This is a genomic window from Pyramidobacter piscolens W5455 (assembly GCF_000177335.1).
GTDB classification, from domain to species: domain Bacteria; phylum Synergistota; class Synergistia; order Synergistales; family Dethiosulfovibrionaceae; genus Pyramidobacter; species Pyramidobacter piscolens.
In genome coordinates this window covers 38,005-58,400 of sequence record NZ_ADFP01000121.1, presented here as the reverse complement: position 1 = coordinate 58,400, position 20,396 = coordinate 38,005, and the positions used below count along the sequence as shown (strand labels likewise).

Here is a 20,396-nt window from a genome sequence, read left to right as displayed (position 1 = left end):
CTTTTATAAAAAATCAACATTCTCTGCGCTGATTTTACATCATTCCGGGCATAATCCAAGCCGGAAAGCGAAAAATCGCCGCCGCGAAATTACCAGCCCATCCGCGCCAGCCGCTCCGCCGTCAATTCAGGCGGCGTTTTCGAGGCGTCGCGCGGCGCTTCCAGCCCCATCAGCTTTTCCACGTAGCGGGCGATCAGGTCGGTCTCGACGTTCACCTTTTTGCCGGCCGCCAGAGTTCCGAGGGTCGTGCGCGCCAACGTCTCCGGGATCACGGCCACGGAGCAGGCGTTGCCTTCCACCGCCGCGACGGTCAGGCTGACGCCGTCGACGCAGAGCGAGCCCTTGCGCACGACGTAGCGCGCCAGATCCTGCGGCAGGTTCAGCCACAGATCGGCCGCGTGGCGGCCGCGGCGCAGCGACATGACCAGAGCGGTACCGTCCACGTGCCCGGCCACGAAATGCCCGTCCAGCCGGCCGTCGGCCGGCAGCGCCCGTTCGAGGTTGACGCGCTCGCCCGTGGTAACGAAGGAAAATCGCGATGCGTTCATGGTTTCGCCGGTCAGTTCCACGGCGAACGAAGCGCCGTCGCGCTCGGTCACGGTCGTGCAGACGCCGCTGACGGCCACCGATTCGCCGCGTTTCAGTTCGCCGGCGAACGGAGCGCCGACGCGGAAAACGGTCACATCCCCGCGGCGGGAGACGGCGACGATCGTCCCTACTGCTTCAACCAGTCCAGTGAACATGGATTTCCTCCTTCGAGCCACAGGTCGCGCCCCGCGGTGCGGACGTCGCGCAGCGTCATGGGGATGGCGTCGTCCATGCGCCGCAAACGAATCGAGCCGGTGATTTTCCGTCCCTCGCCCGTGAACACGGGGGCCACGAAAAGCTGATATTCGTCGGCCAGCCCGGCCGCGATGAAGGCCGAGCAGATTGTCGGCCCCGCTTCCACCAGTACGCGGGCAAGCCCCAGCTCCGCCAGTTTTTCCAGCGCGGCTTTCAGGTCGGGACGGCCCGCGGACGACGAAACGGCATAAACGCGTCCGCTCCGTTCGGGCGGAACAGCCGTTCCTTCGGGGACGAAAACGATCGCGTCGCGGCGCAGGGCTTTGTAGTTCCCCTTCAAGACGGCGGCGTCGGAACAGAGGATCACGGGGCGCGGCGACGGGCCCTCCACGGCGCGGACGGTCAGCGCCGGATCGTCGTGCCGCAAGGTTCCCGAACCGATCAGGATCGCGTCGTTCTCGCCGCGCAGGCGATGGCTCTCGGCGCGCGCCGCTTCGCCGGTGATCCACCGGCTGGTTCCGTCGGCCAAGGCCATGGAGCCGTCCAGCGACAGGGCGGCCTTGAGCGTCACCCAGGGACGGCGGCGCGTCTGCAGGGAGAAAAAACCGCGGTTCAGCCACGACGCTTCTTTTTCAAGCACGCCGCAGACGGTTTCGACGCCGGCGTCGCTCAAAATTTTCAGGCCGCGGCCGCTGACTTTCGGGTTGGGATCGCCGACGGCGCAGACGCAACGCGTGACGCCGGACTTCACCAGGGCCGGAGCGCAGGGCGGCTGACGCCCCTGATGGCTGCATGGCTCCAACGTCACATAGACCGTGGCGCCGCGCGCCTTGTCTCCCGCGTCGCGTAGGGCCGCCGCCTCGGCGTGGAGTCCGCCGAGATGGTCGTGCCAGCCGCGGCCGACCACTTCGCCGTCTTTGACGATCACGCAGCCGACCATAGGGTTGGGCGTCGTTTTGCCTAGGCCGCGCAGCGCCAGATCAAGAGCCTGACGCATGTGATGCTCATCGGTCCATTGCTGTCTCATGCGCGATGGATGCCTCGCTTTCGTTTGGGATCGTACGTTTTGCGCACCGCGCGTCCGTCGCCCGGCGCTTCTTCGGCAGGCGCCCCGGCGGCTTCCGCCGGGTGAACGCCGCCGGAGGCGTCGCGCCGCTCGGGAGGCATTTCACGATAAGGCACGTCTATCGTTTCGTCCCAACGATACCGGGCCGTCTCCGGCGCGACGGCCTGAGGCGGACGCTCCGCGCGGACAAGTTCCACCGTTTTTTTCGTCTCCGGCGCTTCCGGCTCGGGAGTTTCGGTCAAAAAACCGAGGATCTTCGCGGCCTGAACGGGGCCGATGCCGGGCGCTTTTTGCAGTTCTTCCGCGGAGAGCGCGGCGATGCGCTGCACGCTGCCGAAGGTCGACAGCAACAGCGCCGCTTTATGCTTGCCGATGCCGGGGACGTCTTCCAGCGCCGAGCGGCTGAGGCGCGAAACGCGCTTGCGGCGGTGCGTGGTGATGGCGAAGCGGTGCGACTCGTCGCGCACGCGCTGCAGAAGACGCAGCGCCGGATCGTTCCAGTCGAGCCGCAACGGCGGTTTGTCCGGCTCGGTGAAGATCAGTTCGTCGCGTTTTGCCAGCGCGATCGTGCGGATCGCCACGGGCACTTCGGCCAGCGCCTGGCGGGCGAACGCCAGCTGCTCGGGGCCGCCGTCGATGAGAATCAGCTGCGGCAGCGGCAGCTGGCTTTCGATCATTCCGCGGTAACGGCGCAGCACCGTCTCGCGCATGGAACGGAAGTCGTCGATCCCCTCCACCGTTTTGATGGCGTAGCGGCGGTACAGCGACTGGTTGGGATAGCCCTGTTCGAAAACCACGGCCACGCCGTACGTCTCGCGCCCCGCCGAATGGGAGATGTCGAAGCCGTCGATGCGCCATGGCACCACGGGCAGTCCGCAAAGGTCGCGCAGGCGCGTCATCGCGAACCACGTATCCTCGTCGAGGTCGTCGGCGAGCGTCACCGACAGCTTCTGACGCGAGAACTTCCACAGGTCGCGGATCGTGTCGCGCGCTTTGGCCGCTTCTTCGAAGCGCATCTCCTTCGCCAAACGTTCCATGCGCGGCCGCAGCCGCGCCACCAGATCGGCGGTCTGACCGCTCAGCAGCATGAGGATGTCGTCGACGGTCTCGCCGTATTCCTTCTCGGTGCACTTGCCCGCGCACGGGCCGAGGCACTTGCCGATATCGTACATTATACACGGGCGCGCCAGCTTTTCCTTTTCCAGATTCATCGAGCAGTTTCGCGCCGGAAAGAAATTCTTGATCATATTCAGCATGCTGCGCATCGCGCCGGCGCTGGTGTAGGGGCCGAAGACGCGCCCCGTTTTCGGGCGCGTGTGCGTGACCAGCACGCGCGGGAATTTTTCGGCCGTGACGACGATGAACGGATAGCGCGAGCCCATTTTCAGTTCCACGTTGAAAAACGGTTGGATCGCCTTGATCAGGCGGCTCTCGACGATAAACGCCTCCGACTCCGTTTCCGTGCGGATGAAGCTGATGTCCTGCACCGTCTGCACCAGCTTGCGCAGGCGTGGGATGGCGAAATCCCGATGGTTGAAATAGGACGAAACGCGGCGCTTCAGCTTTTTCGCCTTGCCGACGTAGATCACCTTGCCCGTTTCGTCGTGCATCAGATAGACGCCGGGCTTGAGCGGCAAAGTCCTGAGAATGGCGCGGATCCGTCCCATGCGTTCCTTTTCATCCATTCGCCGCGCCTCCCTTCGTCGCGATTTTTCGATTCGAAACCCTAAATTCCATGGACGTTTTTCGGAGTTCCTTTTCTCGCTTTCTCGGCTATAATAGAGCGACTGGACAGGTACAATTTTACACCAGAACGGAGGAACTGTTTATGGCACTCGCGCTTTATAACGATTTGACGCGTAAAAAGGAGCCGTTCGTCCCGCTGCACGAAGGAAAGGTCGCTTTTTACAGCTGCGGCCCCACCGTATACGACTATTTCCACATCGGCAACGCCCGTCCCTTCATCGTCTTCGACGTGCTGCGCCGCTATCTCGAGTTCCGCGGCTACGAAGTCACCTTCGTGCAGAACTTCACCGACATCGACGACAAGATGATCGCCCGCGCCAACCGCGACGGCGTCACCGTGCAGCAACTGGCCGAGAAAACCATCGCCGATTATTACGAAGACGCCGACGCGCTGGGCATCAAGCGCGCCTCTTTCTATCCCCGCGCCACCGAGTACATCCCCAAGATCATCGCGATGATCCAGCGCATCATCGACAACGGCCACGCCTACGTGGCCGACGGCACCGTGTTTTTCGACGTGAAAAGCTTCCCCGCGTACGGCAAACTGAGCCATCAGAACCTCGACGACCTGCAGTCGGGCGCGCGCATCGAAGTGGACGATGTCAAGCGCAGCCCGCTCGATTTTGTGCTCTGGAAGCCGCAGAAGCCCGGCGAACCCGCCTGGGAAAGCCCCTGGGGCCTCGGCCGCCCGGGCTGGCACATCGAGTGCAGCGCCATGTCCACCGATCTGCTCGGCGACACCGTCGACATTCACACCGGCGGCATCGACCTGGTCTTCCCCCACCACGAGAACGAGATCGCCCAGACCGAGGCCGCCACGGGCAAACCGTTCGTCAAATACTGGCTGCACAACGAGTACATCCTCATCAACGCCGAAAAAATGTCCAAGTCGCTGGGCAATTTCCTCACCGCCCGCGCCGCGCGCCAGAAGTTCCCGCCGCTGGCCATCCGCATGTTCATGCTCGGCGCCCATTACCGCTCGCCCATCAACTTCACCCCCGAAGGGCTCGAACAGGCCGCCGCGGCCGTAGAGCGCCTGCGCAACTGCTGGAGCGACCTGCAGTTCGCCAAGGGCGGCCGCCTCGGCGAAACGTCCGCCGCCGGCGCCGCCCTCATGGCCGCGCTGGACACATTCCGCGCCGATTTCACCGCCGCCATGGACGACGACTTCAACACCGCCGCCGCCATCGGCGTGATCTTCGAAGCCGTCACCGAGGTCAACAAATACCTGAAGGGCAACGAAAAACTCGACCCCGCCGCCGTGGCGGCCGCCGAAAAGTTTTTCGGCGACATCGACAGCGTCATGGGCATCATCGGCATCGAACAGGAAAAGAAAGAAGAAAGCGGCGACGAAGCCGCCCGGATCGAGCCCCTGATCGCCGAGCGCAACGCCGCCAGAAAGGCAAGGGATTTCAAACGTTCCGACGCCATCCGCGACGAGCTGGCCGCCCAGGGCATCATCCTCGAAGACACGCCGCAGGGCACCAAGTGGAAGAAAAAAATTTAGCGCGCCCGATAACGAAAAGTCCCGATGGTCACTTGATCATCGGGACTTTTTTCATTTCAAAATGTTCTACGTGGAACACTCACAGTCGGTAAATATTTCACGGCGGATTTCACTTCAACGTGGCTGCCGGTGCGGCTGCCTTCTTTAAAACAGATCCTACGCAAAAAGCTCTTCTTTGTGGGCGAGGACTTCCACGCCGCCCTGACAGGCGGGGCAAAAACAGTATTTGCCGCCGGCCGCCTTGACCTTCTTGCCCTGTTCCGTCATCCGGGCGACCGTTTCCGCGCCCAAGAAATCGACGGCGGCCTGACTTTTCAGGAAGTCCATCGTCGCGTCGAGACTCTGCACGTCTTCTTTCAGTTCCCGCACGAGCTTTTCCGCCGCTTCCTTCTGCTTGGGCGTGCCGACCGCGTCGAGCCACGCCTGTCCCGCGGCTTTCAATTCGGCACAGCAGCTTCCGGCCGCAACAACTTCCTTCACTTTGGCGATCATCGCATTTTTGTCCATACTCATTCCACCCCTTTCACAACTAGCATCTTGATTCTAATTCCAATCATAGCACAATTTCAAGAATTCACTTTGTTTACATGACTGACGTGACTTACCCTGCAAGATGGAAACGAACGCTCCGCTCCGTTACGACGGTTCTCGCAGATCGGGAATCATATCTTTCAGCATTCTTCCCTGCCAGAAACGGGCATTGTCCGCATCAATATGATACAGAGGAGACGTAAACTGGCGTTTGTATTCAAGCCCGTCAAAGGTCACATGATTAACGCCAAGAATAAATTCGAACATCAAGTCGCTTGTAAAAATATTCTTTCTGTTCTTCCTGATTTGCGCCACCGTTTCAGGATAGCGCCGCTGATAGCCATTTGATCCCCAGAACACCACAGGAATTTTAGCCATATCGGGAACAAAGTTATCGAAATTATGTCCGCCGGGAACTTTTTCGCCATGGTCGGAAAAATAAATCATGCTACTTACAGTAAATTTACATTTTTCAAGCTCCTGAATAAATGCTCTCAGCACTGAATCGGTGTAAAAGATGGTTCGATCGTAAGCATTCCATACATCGTGGAGTTCTTCAGCAATACCCGCTTTTTCCTGCAGCCACGGCCAATCCGTGGGAACATTGTGAAGATACACCCAGTGGCTCCCCTGCAGATGCAAAAAGATTACCAGATTCTCCTGGAGCGAAGCTTGTTGAAGAATTTCTTGAAGATAACCCGCCAATTCCCCGTCAAAATGTCCGCTGCCGGAAACAATAGGTTCGTCGCAGAGAAATTTCATTTTGTCAGCGCAGACAGCCAGCTTTCCCGTCAAGAAATTATTATAGTTGCCAATCCGCTCTTGCCCGCTCAACCAATATGTTTTTACCCCCACGGAGCGCAGAAAATCAATCAAAGACAAAGAGTCTGCGATCATGGGCATCATCGCCGTGCGTTCATTCAGCCCTGGCGCGTAATTATTCAAACGACTCAATGCCATTGTCACCGCGGGCTCAGTATGAGTCATACAGGAATAACTCCGTTCAAGACAGATCGCTCGAGAATCGTCACTCAACCATGGCGTTGTAGGACGATCATATCCATAACAAGCCATATGCGTCCGATTGGCGGATTCGCCGACCACCACGAGACAGACTTCACCTGTTCCGCGCTTAACAGTATGCAACGTTCCCGCTTCATGAGAACGGTCTGCCCTGCGCAGACTCATGCTCTTAACAGCCAGCCGATATTGACGCACACCGCTTCTGAAATCGAAAAACAGATTGCTGTAGCTTTCCGCCTTATATCTGTACGCCAACGCCAGCCCCAAGGACAAAACAAGCAAAAACGCCGCATACTTTCGGCGCCGCGAAGAAACTATTCGCTCAGATATAAAACATGGAACTGCCCAAGACATTATCGCAATGCCCACCGCTAGGACCATATACCTTAAACCAAATTGGTCAAGCAGAAATCCCTGCACCTCCGCAGTGTGAGTGCCAAGTACGGTCATCACGGCCGATGCGCTTGGCCGACCGCCGAAACGCAGAATATAGGAAATATAGATCCCATATTGAAGAGCCGCCAATAGCAGTACCGCTCCCGCAGACAATTTTATCAACCAGGCTCCGCGCTGGTAGCGGCAACGAAATAAAAACGCAGAAGTGGCATATACCGCAGGGAAGCACACAAGGCAGATACATTCATACCTATACCAAGACATTTTGCACAAAAGAGCAATCACCGTTTCGAGAGCAAAAAGAACGCATAGATCACGATAAAACTTTTACCCAAATAAAAGCAAAATGCCGACATTCCCCATGTAAGAAGGAATAAAATGGCATGATATTGAACCGCGCTTTTTAAAGCAAGTCCGCTATAAAAAGAATTTTCAGGGAACCAGTTCAGCCTAAAAAACGCTACAATAAGCACCGAAAGAGCCGAACTAAAAACCCAGCCGCAAATCAGTGAAGCGCGCCAATTTTCCTCTCCGCATTCCTGCCGCACACTACATCCTACTTTCTTGCCTAAAATTTATTATCAATTACAAGTCATATTGTAGAATTATACACGACTTTCATATTTATTTCCTAAAAAAATTTGTCCCAGGAAGCAATTCATCTTTTCCTCCAAAGGGCCATGTGCTCCGGTCGAAAACAGGGATTCCCAGATTCTGAATTTCTCGTACATTTTTTTCGGAATATTATGACATCACCCCTTGCCGTATAAGTTTAGACACACTTGCAGGGATGGACTGTCCGTGTTATCATTCTACCGTTCATCGTTGTGACCATGCCTGAGTGGCGGAATCGGTAGACGCAGGGGACTCAAAATCCCCCGTGGGCAACCACGTGAGGGTTCGAGTCCCTCCTTAGGCACCATTTTTTCAAATTGCAAAGGACTTGTCAATGCAGTTACGACAAGTCCTTTTATTTTTTACGACATTTTACTCAAGCTTTATTCCAACAATTTCGTCATTCCGTAGAGATCGTCCGGCCGGAGATGAGCATACCTTCTGGTCGTCATTAAATTCCGATGTCCAAGCCATTTCGCAACTGAATACAACGGGGCACCTTTCTGAACGAGGCGGCTGGCGCAGGTGTGGCGCAGGATATGAGGCACCATGAATTTATCGTCAGCGTAGCCAAGCGTTTCACGCATTTTCAGCCACGCTGAACGGAGCCAGTCTTCTTTCGGCACAAACTGTTCGTGATTCGGTGATAGTCCGCTTAGTTCTTTCAGCGCGTCAGCCGCGCGCTTGGTCAGCGGAACGGAACGCGTGTCGTTGTTCTTCGTGTCGCGCAGAATGATAATGCCATGATCGCCGGCGTTCCAATCTACGTCTTTCACAGAGGCCTTGAACAACTCCCCCGTTCGGATGCCGGTATCGACCAACACGATACATGACAGGTATTCAACACGATAACCGTTGTCTTTGAAATAGTTGAGGACACGGATTTCTTCGGCTTCACTCAAGAAGCGGAGCCTCCCAACGCTTTCTTTTAGTCGCGGGACTTTGGGCTTTTTGGCGATATATCCTTTCTCTGCTCCCCACGACAGGATTTTGCTCAACGCAGACAGTTTCCTGTTGATGGTACCGCCTGAGTTGCGTTCGACGTTTTTCAAATGGAGTACGTATTCATCAATCTTTTCTGCTGTGATTTCGGACAGCAGCATGACCGGGTTGAAATACCGCATGATGAGGTTCGTGTTTCTGACAAACCACGCGTGGCTTTTACACTGGTCTTCCGACCAGTCGGTTGCCAGCAGGTGGGCGATCGCGCCGCCCAAACATTTAGGGCTGGTGTCGCTGGCGCGTGCGCTCAACATCTTCGGTATATCCTTCCTTAGCTGTATAGCTTCTTCCAGCGTGACGGTATAGCCAGCACGCCTGACGCCGTTGTACATAATTTCCCATTTATATCGGTTGCCTACCTTTCTAATGCCCTTGGGCAAGTCTCTGTTCATTCCGTGCTCCTTTTTAAGCGTTAAGTAGCCTAAATTGCTCAGAATCGTCGAGGATCGTCGCTAAGGCATCAAACTTTATTTTTAGGTATATGAGTATGCCTTAGACTAAGTTATGCCCCTTGTCGTGCGTTTTTGACGCCTCTATTTTTCACAAACAAGTCAAAAAAGTATTTTTGACCTTTACCTGTAATCAGGGGCGTAATCTGCACGATCTTTTGTCCGGTCCATGGATTGGTTTTGATAAACTCGCTTGCGACAAGCCAGCCGTTGTTAATGGATTCTTGCGTTGGTTCGTTGTTTCTGCCGTTTTTACAGAGATAGCCTAGTTTGCGAAGGTCTTCAAAAAGACGGCGTTGACCTGTCGGGTAACCGGCTTTGTTGAGCAGTTTTGCGAATTCTCTGACATACAGCAGGTTTTTCGTTGCCGTACTCGCGCCGTAGAGAATTGCTCCATTCGGTTCAAGATAGGTTCGAATTGTACCGAACGTTGTGCTATTGAAAATCTGTAATGCGTTCTACTCCATCAGCTTTTAATCTCCTTTCTCCATTCCACCAAGGCCTGTGAAAGGTCAAGCGTCGCACGGTATGCTGCGGGAATGACGCGAATATTATTTGGACACATCCAAACTTTTTCTTCAGGATTTTCGCGCAGCCAATCAAGTTGTTTCTTGGTATCGTTGATTATGTTTTCCAGCCGTGTTGCTGTGCGTACCATTTCGCTTAGCAAGTTACTTGTGATGTTATTACGCCGTAGCAGCTTATCTTTAATATAATTATTCATTTTTGTTTTTACTCCAATCTTTAAATAGAAAAGTTAGTGCCCTTTTTCGTTATGCCATTCTTTGTTGTGTCTATTCATAATAGGGCGCTGAAATAAAAAGAACCACCTACTTTCATTTGTAGGTGGCTCCTTGTTGTTAGTATGTTTATTCTTTTTCTTGTGTTTCCGCTGGTTCAATTGCCAGTTCGTGTTGCAGTCCCATACACAGCCCTATGTAAGTCGCTTCGTCAATCTCATCCATTTTTTCAGGCGACAGCATGCCCGCACACCATACGGATGGTTCTTCAAACAGCTTCTTTTCAATCGGATACGGCTGTGCGCATAATACCCATGACTTTTCTTTTAGCTTTGTCGTTCCCGGTTCTATAACAACGTTCGTTACATACCGTTCATTGTGCTTGTATTGCTTATCGGATGTAATGAGCATTATTTCTACGGTGTTATATTTCTTGAAATATTCGCCCTCTTGGAGCACGAGGACGAATTTAGGTTTACCGTTCGGATATTTGGGATCAAGGGTATACGGGAATGTGATGTAATAAATTTCTCCACGACGAAGGTTCATTCTCCGCTTTCTCCAATCTGCTTGTACATAAGCGGGGCAAGTTCGCGCGCGTTTTCGTTTTCAGCGCACGCTCCAACAGGCACGGCATTATGGTAATACCGCTTTCGCTGTGCTGCGCGAAACTGTAGTGCGTTTAGCTCTTTCCTTTTGGTAAGCATACGCTGTCACCTCTCTTGTTTTGTCGGTTACGTCTACATGTTATATTAACGCTTCATTTTTAAAAACGCAACAGGGATATTACATCGTGTTTTTAATAATGAGTGTAACCTCAAATCCGAACAGATAAAATTTCTTGACTTTGAATATCTTTTCGCGCATAGGCACACCTCTTCACTCATGATATGTAATTACACATTCGCCATCGTCGTATCCAAAAAGCGACGCATTGTTGTAGCAGTGTTCACTTGCAAGATAGTCAAGGCTTTCTCGCGCTAAAATGAGATACTCAAGCGCTTCTGATAAAAGCTCTTCAATCCGTTCGCGTGTAATATTCTGCTTACGCAACGTAGTACGGAGTAGACTTTCCACGGTGTCCAAGTCCGCGCCGATCTCGTTGCAGGCAATGCTCAGTTCACGGTTTTCAATCATTTTCGCGTCCTCGTTAATAATTAGATGTAAGGTTCAAAATTTCTTTGAACTGATTGTAGATTTTTTCGCGGTTGAGTCGCTTTGCGTCTTTGAGTTCGCGCAGCTTTTCATCTACGTATCGTTTGATTTCTTGCAGCTGATTGTAATAGCCATCGGAGATAGCCTCGTAATCGTCGCTGCGCTGCGCGTACAAATCTTGGCGTTTCTGTCCAGGTTTTAGTTCATTTAGCGTGTTAAACATCTGCGTGACATAGTCCGCAGCGTCTGCTCCTAGCGTCGTTTCGACTGCGGACACCATGTCCCGCATTGTCGCCACTGTAGTCCCGTCTCTAAGGTAAAGCCGCTCGATGCACTGATTGTTTTCAACGTATGCCATATTGGTTTTCCTTTCTTGGGAGATAAAATATGTGGCTAGACGCAACAGTCTAGCCACCTCACAATTTACAGTTAAAAACTGTTATAAATTTCCTCAAAATATTGGTTAATCATTTCGCATACATCAGAGTTTACGTGCAGCACCTCTTCATCGCCGCCCCAGTGCCCTTTGAGTTTGCGCTCGTACGTATCAAGCCAAATCGTTGGGCCGCCGCATGCAAGCAGCAGGCACACGCCCTTATAAGTTTTATTGCGGCTTACGCGATAATCAACGTCTAATACATCGCCAAAATACGTATAAAATTCGTCGCCGTATCCCTCAAAATCAACGACGAGAGTATTTAGCTCATTGGACACACGTTTCAACATATCTATTAATTCGTTGCTAGACATTTGTAGACACGCCTTTCTTTTATGTATTTTTAGTACTCTTGCAGAGATTATCTAGTCATGTTAAAATGCTCATGACCTGATAATCAGTTGTCGCTATCGTATTGTTACTATATGCTCGCCAACGTCTTACAGTTTGGAGTAGCTGGCTACGCCACTTATAGACGATATGCGCGCAGGGATAGGCGCAATACCTTTCGCCGACTATTCGATTGTCAAGTTACGGAGTATCGTGCTAGGGTTGCCGCCCATATAGCACGATATTTTTATAGCCTATACACCTGATGCTGTAGCAGTAGGGACGGCGGATAGAGTACGCCAGACTATGGTCAGTGTAGCGTCTATATGATGTATGAGCGCGTGCTGCTGTGTCAGAGAGCGCCTAGGCTGTGAGCTATGGCCGTCGATACACTAGCGGGTGAGCGCCTATCTATGAGGCCTCATATGTGTGCTGTGTAGACTGTGCCTGTACTCACGACTGCCAGCTAGAGCAGTGAGGCGTAGGCGGTGGCTCTGATTGTCTCAAGGGATGTGCTTTGTCGGTTGCGTCCCCTGTGACGATGGCTGTATGATACACCTTGCTGCTCGATATGTCAAGCGCATCAATAGATATTGCCGTATGATTGACATTACTGCTTCCGAAAGAAAGGTGATAGTGTGATTGATTATAAAACAGTAAAACAAATAGATTATTTATTAAAGTCAAAGGCGTTTTCAGGTTTAACGGAACTCATGGCCTTTCTATTAATGGCTGAAAAAGGCTCTTTGACAAGCAATGAAGCATATAAGAAAATTGGTGCGCATGGTTCATATATGCGAAACGTGCTATCACAGATGAAAATAAAAGGACTTGTTAATTCAGTCGATGACAAAGACGATAAGAATAGAAGTGCATTAGTTCGACAAATTTATTCCTTATCATCAAAAGGCTCTTCCTTATATAGACGTATTCAAAGCGGTGAAGAGAACGCGCAGAGCTAGGTGAGGACTATCACGGCGGCTTTTGGCGTGCTGTGATGTGACGCAAGGTGACAAAAAATATATATGTATATAAAATAACACATTCGTGTTACGTTTTTATGGATTTTGTTTAAACCGTGCTACACTTCTACTAGTAGCATGATAATCGACAAATGACGCCTTTTGTGCTACTACTCTATGCGCAATCGTGGCACGATCAACAGGTTTACGACAGCCCACTACAACAGCCTGCATAAAAACCCTTGCAATCACAAACTTTGCGGATAAAACCCATGGGATGTGTAATCCCCTACTTTTTAATGATAACAGGGGCGGGAGGCCATATGGGGGAAAACGCAAGTTCAATATAACGTTCAAACGCCTCAGATTTTTTCTCCAAAATTTCATCGGGCACCTTTCGCTTTTATTTTTAAACGGAGGACGCAATGTTCAACGAAACCCCAGATTTTTCAGATAAACAGATTGCAGTCGCCATTCTCGTCATTTGCGGGCTTCTTTATGGTTACATGAATATTAGGGTTGTGAACGCCAAAATGTTCTTTGAAGGACTCCTTACCTGCGGCATTGCTGGATGGCTCTTACCCGGTATTGTTATCCCACTCGCTCTTATGCTGGCTGGTTACATTCCTTATTCATTAACCAGCGAGGGACCTCTTGCGCTGGGGCGCCAAATCCTCTTCTATTTTTTAATTGGCACACGTTTTATGTGGGCGCTCCAATCAACTGAGGACTGCGCAACTGACAGATTTATTTCAGCCAATAATATCCCTGCACAATACCGTCTATACCGGTAGGCTGTAACGTGCAACCATCCAAATATGCCCCAAGTTCGAACGCCAAGGGGGCAAACTTGTTTTAAAGGTAACTGAGTATACCTCGACACAAGTTAGGGACATCATGACGCGTTTTTCGCCGTGTCCCACATCGACGCGTGGTTAAAGCAACACGACGACACAGCATCCAAAGCAATGACACAGAAACAAGAACGACGACACAAAGGTAAGGGTAACGACACAGAGAGCAGATTACGACGCAAAGGTAAGGGTAACGACACAGAGAGCAGATTACGACGCAAAGACCGAGGGGTAACGACACAGAGAACCTTGATTGCAATATAAGACACTAAATACCTCTTGACAAAACGCTAAATGTAGTGTACAATCTGCGGCAAGCAAGGGCGAGATAAATATAGTATTAGGATTGTGTATCTAGGTATGTATTAAATATACCTAGATATTTATTATTTATGTATAGGTATTATTAAGACTCTTGTATTAGGTATGAATATAATTATGTAATAGGAAGTATTATAGGTAACTACGTAGTAGGTATTTATAATCAGTGCCTATGTAATAATTATATGTAGGTCTAATAGCATTAATATTTAGGTTACCTACATGGTGGTATTATTATAGCTATGTCTTTATTTATCCTCATACGTATCTCTATTTATTTTCTATTATTCCTTTATGCCGTAGGGGCGTAGGCCCCTAATAGAAGCATTGCTCAAAAACAAACGATAAGGCCCATAACTTATGTCGTCAGATAATCTTGTATGCCTGGAACAAGTTATGGGCCTTGTCGTCGATCCTAGGGGCCTTCTAGGGCATTTGTGCCTTTATCGTCTGCCCACGGAAGCAAGTCCTTCATAGACAGGTCGCGTCCCCACTTCTTTGCCTCTCGCAACGTCTCTGTCGAAACGGTATAGGGCTGCCTGATGTTCGGCAATATCGGGATAGCGTTTGATGTACTCTTTCACAGCCCGTGTTTTGTAACGGTTTACAACAGTGTCGATCAATTGTTCTTTCTGTTCGGAGAGGGTTCCTTCCGAAGGATTCGGGACCGCCCTCGCCCACGTTGAAGAGCGAATCAGAGCGTCAAGAGCTTGGTATAGATTTTTCCCATTGATGCGCGTATTCCCCATCGTCTCGCAGAATTCGCTGTACATAGCGTCGTTCATTGTCACACCGACGACTGCATGACTGGGAGTCCTGTTCCTTGTCGTCTGGGTCAGTGTCGCAAACACGACATCGTTATCTTTCTTGACGCTGGTGCGAAGGAATGTGTTCAGCATGGGGCCAAGCCCTCCGTTGGTGCTGTATTCGACGGGGAGACCGGTGAGCCATGAAAACTGTGTCGGTACGGTCTTGCTCACTCCGGGGATACGCGCTAATGCCGGAGCGAACCAGTCTTTCTGTTCTTTCCTCGTGCTGTCGATAAGACGTGCTGCGGTATTGGCCAGCGACGGGACAAAAGAGCTCATAAGCTGGTTGGCGTAAGCTTTAGCATGCGCATCAGCGCCGCCCCCGCGGGCATTGTCAAGCATGCTGACAAAGTTTGCGATACCTTTCATAAACGTTTTGTCCATCGTGCTCCTCGTCAGAGTGTTGAAAGCCGCCGCGACAAGATTGGCCTGCTCGGCCGGGTTCTTCGGGTCGCACTCTTTCAACTTATCGTGTATGTCGGCGATAAGAGCAAACGGCGTCGCCAGAGGTTCGAACTGATTATACGAAACGTAGACATCCCCGATCTTGATCGAGTACGGCTGCATGCCGGATTCGAGCCAAAGTTTACGAGCAGCCGGGTTGGAGGGGCCGCTGCCGGTAAGCGCACCGTTTGCGACGAGAGTCCCCGCTGTACCCCAAACCATCAGGCCCGTCATGAATTGCCCGAAATATTTTTGTGCCATTTCAGGCGTTTCCGCCCGGGACAGCTTGAACAACAGCGTGATTGGGTTGTGTTCGATCATGGCGTCTTTAAAAATATTCACGGGCGTTTTAATGAAAGGCGCAATAAGATAACCGAATGGACAGGCGTTAAGACCCTGGGCGATAGGAGCCATCCATCCCTTCAACGGCGCTTGGAACGACGTTCTTCGTGCCGCTTCGAGCGCTTTGGACGAATTGAGTCCGATTTCGGCAATGTTGGCGAGGGAGGCTTCGCCGCCGCGCATGATGCCTGTCGTGCTGTAAAGGCTGTCTTTGTACGCTTCCTTGAAGAACTTCTCCTTGAAGGCGCCGAGAGCTTTCCTGTTGCCGTTTTTGAGCCACTGACGGCGTATCGGGTCGCCTCGGACGGCGTCGTAGAACTGTACGCTCAAATGCCCGCGATAGCTGAGTTGCTTGGTGATCTCGTCAAGGGCGGCGAGGGCACGCGTCGGCGAGTCTAGGACTTTAAGCGCAATATTGTCAGCATTCGCCTTGAACAGGTTCTTTCCGGCTCCGTCGATGCGCGTCGCGCCGTCGAGAATGGGGTTGCCGGTTTTCAAGGTCGCCCAGAAACATTTACTGGCCTGTTCCCACGCTTCACCCAGACCTTTGTAATAGGCGGCCGTGCGCCCGAAAGCGCCTTTCTTTCCGTAAAGTCCCGACCAGAAAATATCGGAGCCGTCGATCAGGCCGACATTTATGGCGTTGCCTACAACGTTGGCCGTAAGGGTCGAAGGGCCGGACAGAACGGAGTTGTAGAAATAAAACTTTACCCAGCTATTGAGAATCTTCAAGGGCGTCAAAGGTTCCTTGTCGCCGAGGGCTCTCTTGGCTTGCTGGATAATAAACGTGCTGGTCTTGGCGTCGCTCAGTCCTACATCCCGACAGCCGTTGAGACAATTGCCGAGTTCCATCAAACTTTTGTCGTCAACCTTTTCCAGCAAGGCGTCTTTGATCTCTTTCATGCCGAATGTTTTACCAACATTCGTAACACTCTTTGCTTCGAAAATGCCACGCTTGTTGGCTTGCAGGCTATACCCTGTCCAGTACTTCACGTCGTGGAGCTTGGCGAAGCTGTCTATGAGGCGCGCCAGCTGGTTGACGTACTGCTCTTTCTTGGCGACGTTTCCGATGTCGTCTTTCCAGATTTCCAAGGACAAAAGCGTTTTGGGCGTGTAGTCCTGCTGCACGACGGCGCACATGGCGACCATGTTATCCGTCAGCCTCTTCCCCGCTGCTGCGGCCTCTTTGGCGAGAGTCCCATAGCCGTCTTCGTCAGCGCTGTTCAGTATTTCCATGGCTGTGTTCATGGCGTTTTCCCGTAGTTCTTTAGTTGGGTATTTATACTTGCTGGCGTGCGCCACAATATCTTCATCGAGATCAACGGCGAGCTTTCCGGAAACACTGTTCAGCGTGCGCGGGTTGATGGCGGTGCTTTTGGTGAGTTTGAGTCCCTGCGCCTGTTTGAGGATTTTGTCGGCGTTTTGCTCGCCGAGGATTTCTTTGGCGAAAGTGCCATCACTGGGATATGCCCCTGCCTTGGGGACGTAGGCGCTTTCGTCAATGCTTTTGGCGAGCTTCTGCAGATCGTCCGCGGCTTCCGCGCGAATAGCAGCTTTTTCAGCCGTCGTCGCTGCGTGAGAACTTTTCCGCACCCATTTCCACGTTCGCGCGAACATCTCTGCCACTCCGGACATGACGAAGCCTTCAACCATGTTCTTGACGCGGGCTTCGAAGACGGTGTCGTCGTCCTTGGACATTAACGCTTCCGTCAGCCCGTTGCGCAGGATATCGTTGTCGACGAGGACATTGGAAAGACGCTCGCCTTTGTTGCCGTCGACAAAGAAGTCGATAGCGCCGCCCGCCGCGGCGACCTCGGCGAAAGCCTTGGCCTTTTCGCTGGAGTTAAAGAGCGTGGCGAGGTCCGTACCGAGGATTTTATCAGCGACCTCCAAGCCTCCCCCGACCATTTTCGCCCCGGCTTGCGCACCTTTCATGGCGGCTCCTACGGTCATGTAGCCGGAAACGAACGAAGCGATCGCTTGAGCGGTGTTGCCTACTCCCGTTTGCGGCTTGAGCCAGTCGGGGACAAAGTCGAAATCGGCGTTGTCGGCGAAGAGATCAACCGAGCCCTCGCCGAACATGTAATTGAGCGGCCTGTCGACAATGGCGTCGCCGAGGGCGGCAATGCCTTCGGTCGTATTCTCGACAAATTTGAACGGACCGGAAACAAGGCCTTTCCCGGCATCGACGAGGTAATCGCCGAAGCCGGGCTGCGCGTTTTTCACAACGTCTTTCTCGTTAACTGCCGAAGGTGCTTCCGAAGTGAGGCGGTCGAAGAATGCGTCAAAATCTTCATCAGGGTTACTCTGTAGTATTTGGTTTTGATTCTGCGCTGTTTCTATTGACATTGGTCTTCTGTTCTCCTAATGCACGGCTCAGGTTCGCGTTGCGAACGAGATCGTAAACGTCTGCCACACTCCACGCACGTTGATCGCCAATGTAGTATTCGTTTTCCCGAAGGAACTCGTTGATCGTGTCGATGGCGCCCGCGGTTTCCCGGAGGCAGCCGCGATCGAGTGCGACTGGGTAAGTTACGAACACGCTGTTCGGGTTATTTTTGATTTCCAGGGCCACTTCCCTCACGACGGCGTTCAACGGTTCGCACGACGTAGCGACGAGGCCCGACGCTCGGAATAAGCGCTGCGCGTCGGCGACAGGGTACTTGAACCCCTCTTTCTTCATCTCTTCGTCGACGACGGCGTTGATGGGGCGATGCTGGACAAAATCGATGATGGCGCGGTCGATAACGGCACGCCTCTTTTCCGGGTCGAGAGCCAGCTGCCTGACGCCTGTTTTTTCTATCTCTTTGGCGATATGCTCTTTGACGCCGTTCTTGACGCACGAGGCGACGTACGCCTCACCAGCCGACAGGCGTTTGATCTGTCCGTTGGCCTGTACTTCGAAGTACTGATCACCGAGGTAACCTCGGTAGTTCGGGTTCTTGTCGATCTCTGCATCGATCTTGGCGTTGAGCGTGTTGCGGGCGAGATCGTACAGTTCTTTGTCTTCGGCGGTGATCTGCCCTGTTCTCAGCAAATCGGCCGTTTCGGCGTCACTTAGCAGGCCCGCTTTGCCTGTAGAAGCGATCCCTTCCCGTTTGGCTTGTGAGATGTACGCCTGCGTGTGCAAAGCGGCGCTGAGTGCCCCTGCTTGTTTCGGAAAAGCCTGCATGAAGCCTAGGGCTCCTTGCCGTCCTTCTTCGGTATTGAGGTTGAAGTTTTTCTCCCAGAAGGCCTTGAGGACGGCGTCTTCTTGCGCCTTCTGCGCTTGCAGCTGGTTGTAGCGTGCTTCTGACCGCAAACGTTCCTGCTTTTGGTTCCATTGCCAATTAGCCGTATTGAGGGCGTCTTCGATTTTTTCAACGTTCCGAGGGTCGTTCCGGAGCAAAGGGATGCTCTTGTAAAATGACCGCCACGTTTCTTTAGCCTGATCGCTCATGCCCTCGTGGAAATGGCTGATGAGGTAAGCCGCGCCCATGGCCGCCGCTTCTTCGCGGCTCGATTGCGAGGCGAACACGTCGAGGGCGTGGTTCAAAACTGGCGAATTGTCTTTGATCCATTGAGAAGGGCTGCCGTAAAACGCTTTGCTGTTCATGTTCGGTTCGAGCACGGCGTTCATGGCTTCGGTAAATTTCTGCTGCGTTTCGAAAAGAAGCGCCGAAGCCCTTTTTTGGAGGAACTGCTGCGTGACTTGGTTGTGGATGCTGGCGAGTCTCGGCGTGAAGTACTCCTGAAACAGGCGGGCGTCGTATTGGCCGCCCGTCTTTTCCTGCACTCTACGGGAGACTTCTTGGTTGAAAAGGCGGTCGAAAACCGCTGGGTCCTGCACGTCCGCGATTGGAAGCTCGTTGCCGTTCTGGTCGACGAACGTTTTGTGTTTGAACCAGTCGTCCATGTCGGCGGCGAGACTGCCGGTCATTTCCATCATTTGGAATTGGTTGACGCCGTGTTCGCGCGCTTTGGTGAGACGGCGGAACTTCTCGGCTCCGTCGTTCTCGACGATGCTACGGAACTCCTCGACGGAGTAGCCGCGGCCGGAGTACTTCTGTGCCAAGGCCCAGCCTTCGGCCACTTCTTTGCGGTATTGCTCGTCTTTCTTTTGACGGTCGTAATCGACGAAGGCGGGCAGGAACCGGCCGAGCGCGCCCGCGAGGGACTGCAAGCGCGTATCGTTGTGGTAATAAGGGCGTGCGTAGCTGTCGGTGACGCTCCGGGAAGCGGAGGTGACGACGCGCTGATCGAGGTCTTTTACAATTCGTGTCATTTATACAGGTCCGTCCATGAAGAGAAAGCGTTCAGCGTAGGACGGGGCGTCCCTTTCGCATGAGAAGTGATGCTGAGCGAAGCGTTCTCGCCTTTTTTCCCCATCGGTGTGCTGTACGGGTGTTTGCCGTTGCCTGTTTTGGCGCTGAGTACGGCTCCCAGCCCGGAAATGGCCGCACCGAGGATGCTCGGCCCGGACGTTTGCTGGACGCCGTTGATGCGGGACTGCGCTTCCTGTTGAATGGAGTAAAGGTTGTCTTTTCCTTGCTGTTTCTGAATCTTTTGGTTTTCGTCGATCAGAGACATTTCCCTTGCACCTTGGCGCGCCAAATCCAACAGCGTGAGGTTGGTGCTATTGCCTTCGTTCTGCGACGAAGCCAGCGCCGTGCCCTGATTGTTCAGCGCGGTAAGATACGCGTTCTGGCGCTGCCGCGCCGCGTTCGCCGCTTCTTCACGCTGGCGGCTCAATTCTTGCGTGTATTTGAGAATGGCGGCTTCGTTGGCCGACTGCGCGTTGAGCGCCGCGTATTCGTTCTGGGCATTGGCCGCTTGCGATTCAGCGATAAATTGCGTCGCTGTCTGGGCTATGCCCAAGAGGGCCGATACTGCGAGACACACGCTG

18 protein-coding genes and 1 tRNA gene are annotated in these 20,396 nt (G+C 52.9%); 4 read left to right on the top strand and 15 right to left on the bottom strand.

Annotated elements, in window-relative coordinates; translation table 11 throughout:
• Positions 1-89 precede the first annotated feature (89 nt).
• The 3 genes from HMPREF7215_RS10245 to HMPREF7215_RS10235 are packed head-to-tail and all read right to left on the bottom strand — an operon-like array spanning position 90 to position 3,534.
• On the bottom strand, positions 90-743 hold the full coding sequence (locus tag HMPREF7215_RS10245) for a riboflavin synthase (RefSeq protein WP_009165801.1): 654 nt from the start codon (positions 741-743) through the stop codon (positions 90-92).
• Positions 716-1,810, bottom strand: a complete 1,095-nt coding sequence (ribD, locus tag HMPREF7215_RS10240; protein WP_009165800.1) for a bifunctional diaminohydroxyphosphoribosylaminopyrimidine deaminase/5-amino-6-(5-phosphoribosylamino)uracil reductase RibD — start codon at positions 1,808-1,810, stop codon at positions 716-718. The genes HMPREF7215_RS10245 and ribD overlap by 28 nt, the downstream gene beginning before the upstream one ends.
• Positions 1,807-3,534, bottom strand: coding sequence for an excinuclease ABC subunit UvrC (locus tag HMPREF7215_RS10235; RefSeq protein WP_009165799.1), 1,728 nt, complete (start codon positions 3,532-3,534; stop codon positions 1,807-1,809). Before HMPREF7215_RS10235 ends, ribD begins: the two co-directional genes overlap by 4 nt.
• Positions 3,535-3,677: 143 nt before the next feature.
• Between HMPREF7215_RS10235 and cysS the strand changes: the two genes are divergently transcribed.
• Positions 3,678-5,102, top strand: coding sequence for a cysteine--tRNA ligase (gene cysS / locus HMPREF7215_RS10230; protein WP_009165798.1), 1,425 nt, complete (start codon positions 3,678-3,680; stop codon positions 5,100-5,102).
• Positions 5,103-5,258: 156 nt separating this feature from the next.
• On the opposite strand, the gene HMPREF7215_RS10225 is transcribed toward cysS, so the two are convergent.
• Together HMPREF7215_RS10225 and HMPREF7215_RS12910 are read right to left on the bottom strand one after the other, a co-directional pair.
• Positions 5,259-5,609 (bottom strand): hypothetical protein, encoded by a 351-nt coding sequence (locus tag HMPREF7215_RS10225; protein ID WP_040551121.1) that lies wholly within the window; start codon positions 5,607-5,609, stop codon positions 5,259-5,261.
• A gap of 129 nt (positions 5,610-5,738) precedes the next feature.
• Entirely contained in the window at positions 5,739-7,181 is a 1,443-nt protein-coding gene (locus HMPREF7215_RS12910) for a phosphoethanolamine transferase (protein WP_198004601.1), read from the bottom strand.
• Between the two features lie 706 nt (positions 7,182-7,887).
• Between HMPREF7215_RS12910 and HMPREF7215_RS10215 the strand changes: the two genes are divergently transcribed.
• Positions 7,888-7,974: transfer RNA gene (locus HMPREF7215_RS10215), tRNA-Leu, on the top strand.
• Positions 7,975-8,050: 76 nt separating this feature from the next.
• On the opposite strand, the gene HMPREF7215_RS10210 is transcribed toward HMPREF7215_RS10215, so the two are convergent.
• The 7 genes from HMPREF7215_RS10210 to HMPREF7215_RS10185 form a co-directional block, all read right to left on the bottom strand.
• On the bottom strand, positions 8,051-9,061 hold the full coding sequence (locus HMPREF7215_RS10210; protein WP_009165793.1) for a tyrosine-type recombinase/integrase: 1,011 nt from the start codon (positions 9,059-9,061) through the stop codon (positions 8,051-8,053).
• A gap of 110 nt (positions 9,062-9,171) precedes the next feature.
• Positions 9,172-9,507 (bottom strand): phage antirepressor KilAC domain-containing protein, encoded by a 336-nt coding sequence (locus tag HMPREF7215_RS14090; RefSeq protein ID WP_415752562.1) that lies wholly within the window; start codon positions 9,505-9,507, stop codon positions 9,172-9,174.
• 77 nt (positions 9,508-9,584) lie between these two features.
• Entirely contained in the window at positions 9,585-9,842 is a 258-nt protein-coding gene (locus tag HMPREF7215_RS13355) for a hypothetical protein (RefSeq protein ID WP_009165792.1), read from the bottom strand.
• A 145-nt stretch (positions 9,843-9,987) separates the two neighbouring features.
• A complete protein-coding gene (locus HMPREF7215_RS10200) occupies positions 9,988-10,407 on the bottom strand; it encodes a type II toxin-antitoxin system PemK/MazF family toxin (protein WP_009165791.1) in 420 nt (139 codons plus the stop codon).
• A 330-nt stretch (positions 10,408-10,737) separates the two neighbouring features.
• A complete protein-coding gene (locus HMPREF7215_RS10195) occupies positions 10,738-10,995 on the bottom strand; it encodes a hypothetical protein (RefSeq protein ID WP_009165790.1) in 258 nt (85 codons plus the stop codon).
• A 13-nt stretch (positions 10,996-11,008) separates the two neighbouring features.
• Positions 11,009-11,371, bottom strand: coding sequence for a hypothetical protein (locus HMPREF7215_RS10190; RefSeq protein ID WP_040551119.1), 363 nt, complete (start codon positions 11,369-11,371; stop codon positions 11,009-11,011).
• A gap of 71 nt (positions 11,372-11,442) precedes the next feature.
• Positions 11,443-11,763, bottom strand: a complete 321-nt coding sequence (locus HMPREF7215_RS10185; RefSeq protein ID WP_040551118.1) for a hypothetical protein — start codon at positions 11,761-11,763, stop codon at positions 11,443-11,445.
• Positions 11,764-12,417: 654 nt separating this feature from the next.
• Here HMPREF7215_RS10185 and HMPREF7215_RS13350 point away from each other — a divergent pair.
• Positions 12,418-12,741 carry a hypothetical protein gene (locus HMPREF7215_RS13350; RefSeq protein ID WP_009165787.1) on the top strand — a complete coding sequence of 108 codons (324 nt, stop codon included), beginning with the start codon at positions 12,418-12,420 and terminating at the stop codon, positions 12,739-12,741.
• A 425-nt stretch (positions 12,742-13,166) separates the two neighbouring features.
• Positions 13,167-13,535, top strand: a complete 369-nt coding sequence (locus tag HMPREF7215_RS10180; protein WP_040551117.1) for a hypothetical protein — start codon at positions 13,167-13,169, stop codon at positions 13,533-13,535.
• Positions 13,536-14,359: 824 nt separating this feature from the next.
• Here HMPREF7215_RS10180 and HMPREF7215_RS10175 read toward each other — a convergent pair.
• Genes HMPREF7215_RS10175 through HMPREF7215_RS10165 form a run of 3 tightly spaced genes read right to left on the bottom strand, consistent with a single transcriptional unit; the run spans position 14,360 to position 20,392 of the window.
• Positions 14,360-17,860, bottom strand: coding sequence for a hypothetical protein (locus HMPREF7215_RS10175; RefSeq protein WP_009165786.1), 3,501 nt, complete (start codon positions 17,858-17,860; stop codon positions 14,360-14,362).
• Positions 17,814-19,775 (bottom strand): hypothetical protein, encoded by a 1,962-nt coding sequence (locus HMPREF7215_RS10170; RefSeq protein ID WP_009165785.1) that lies wholly within the window; start codon positions 19,773-19,775, stop codon positions 17,814-17,816. The genes HMPREF7215_RS10175 and HMPREF7215_RS10170 overlap by 47 nt, the downstream gene beginning before the upstream one ends.
• Positions 19,772-20,392, bottom strand: a complete 621-nt coding sequence (locus tag HMPREF7215_RS10165; RefSeq protein WP_198004600.1) for a virion core protein, T7 gp14 family — start codon at positions 20,390-20,392, stop codon at positions 19,772-19,774. The genes HMPREF7215_RS10170 and HMPREF7215_RS10165 overlap by 4 nt, the downstream gene beginning before the upstream one ends.
• Positions 20,393-20,396: the final 4 nt, after the last annotated feature.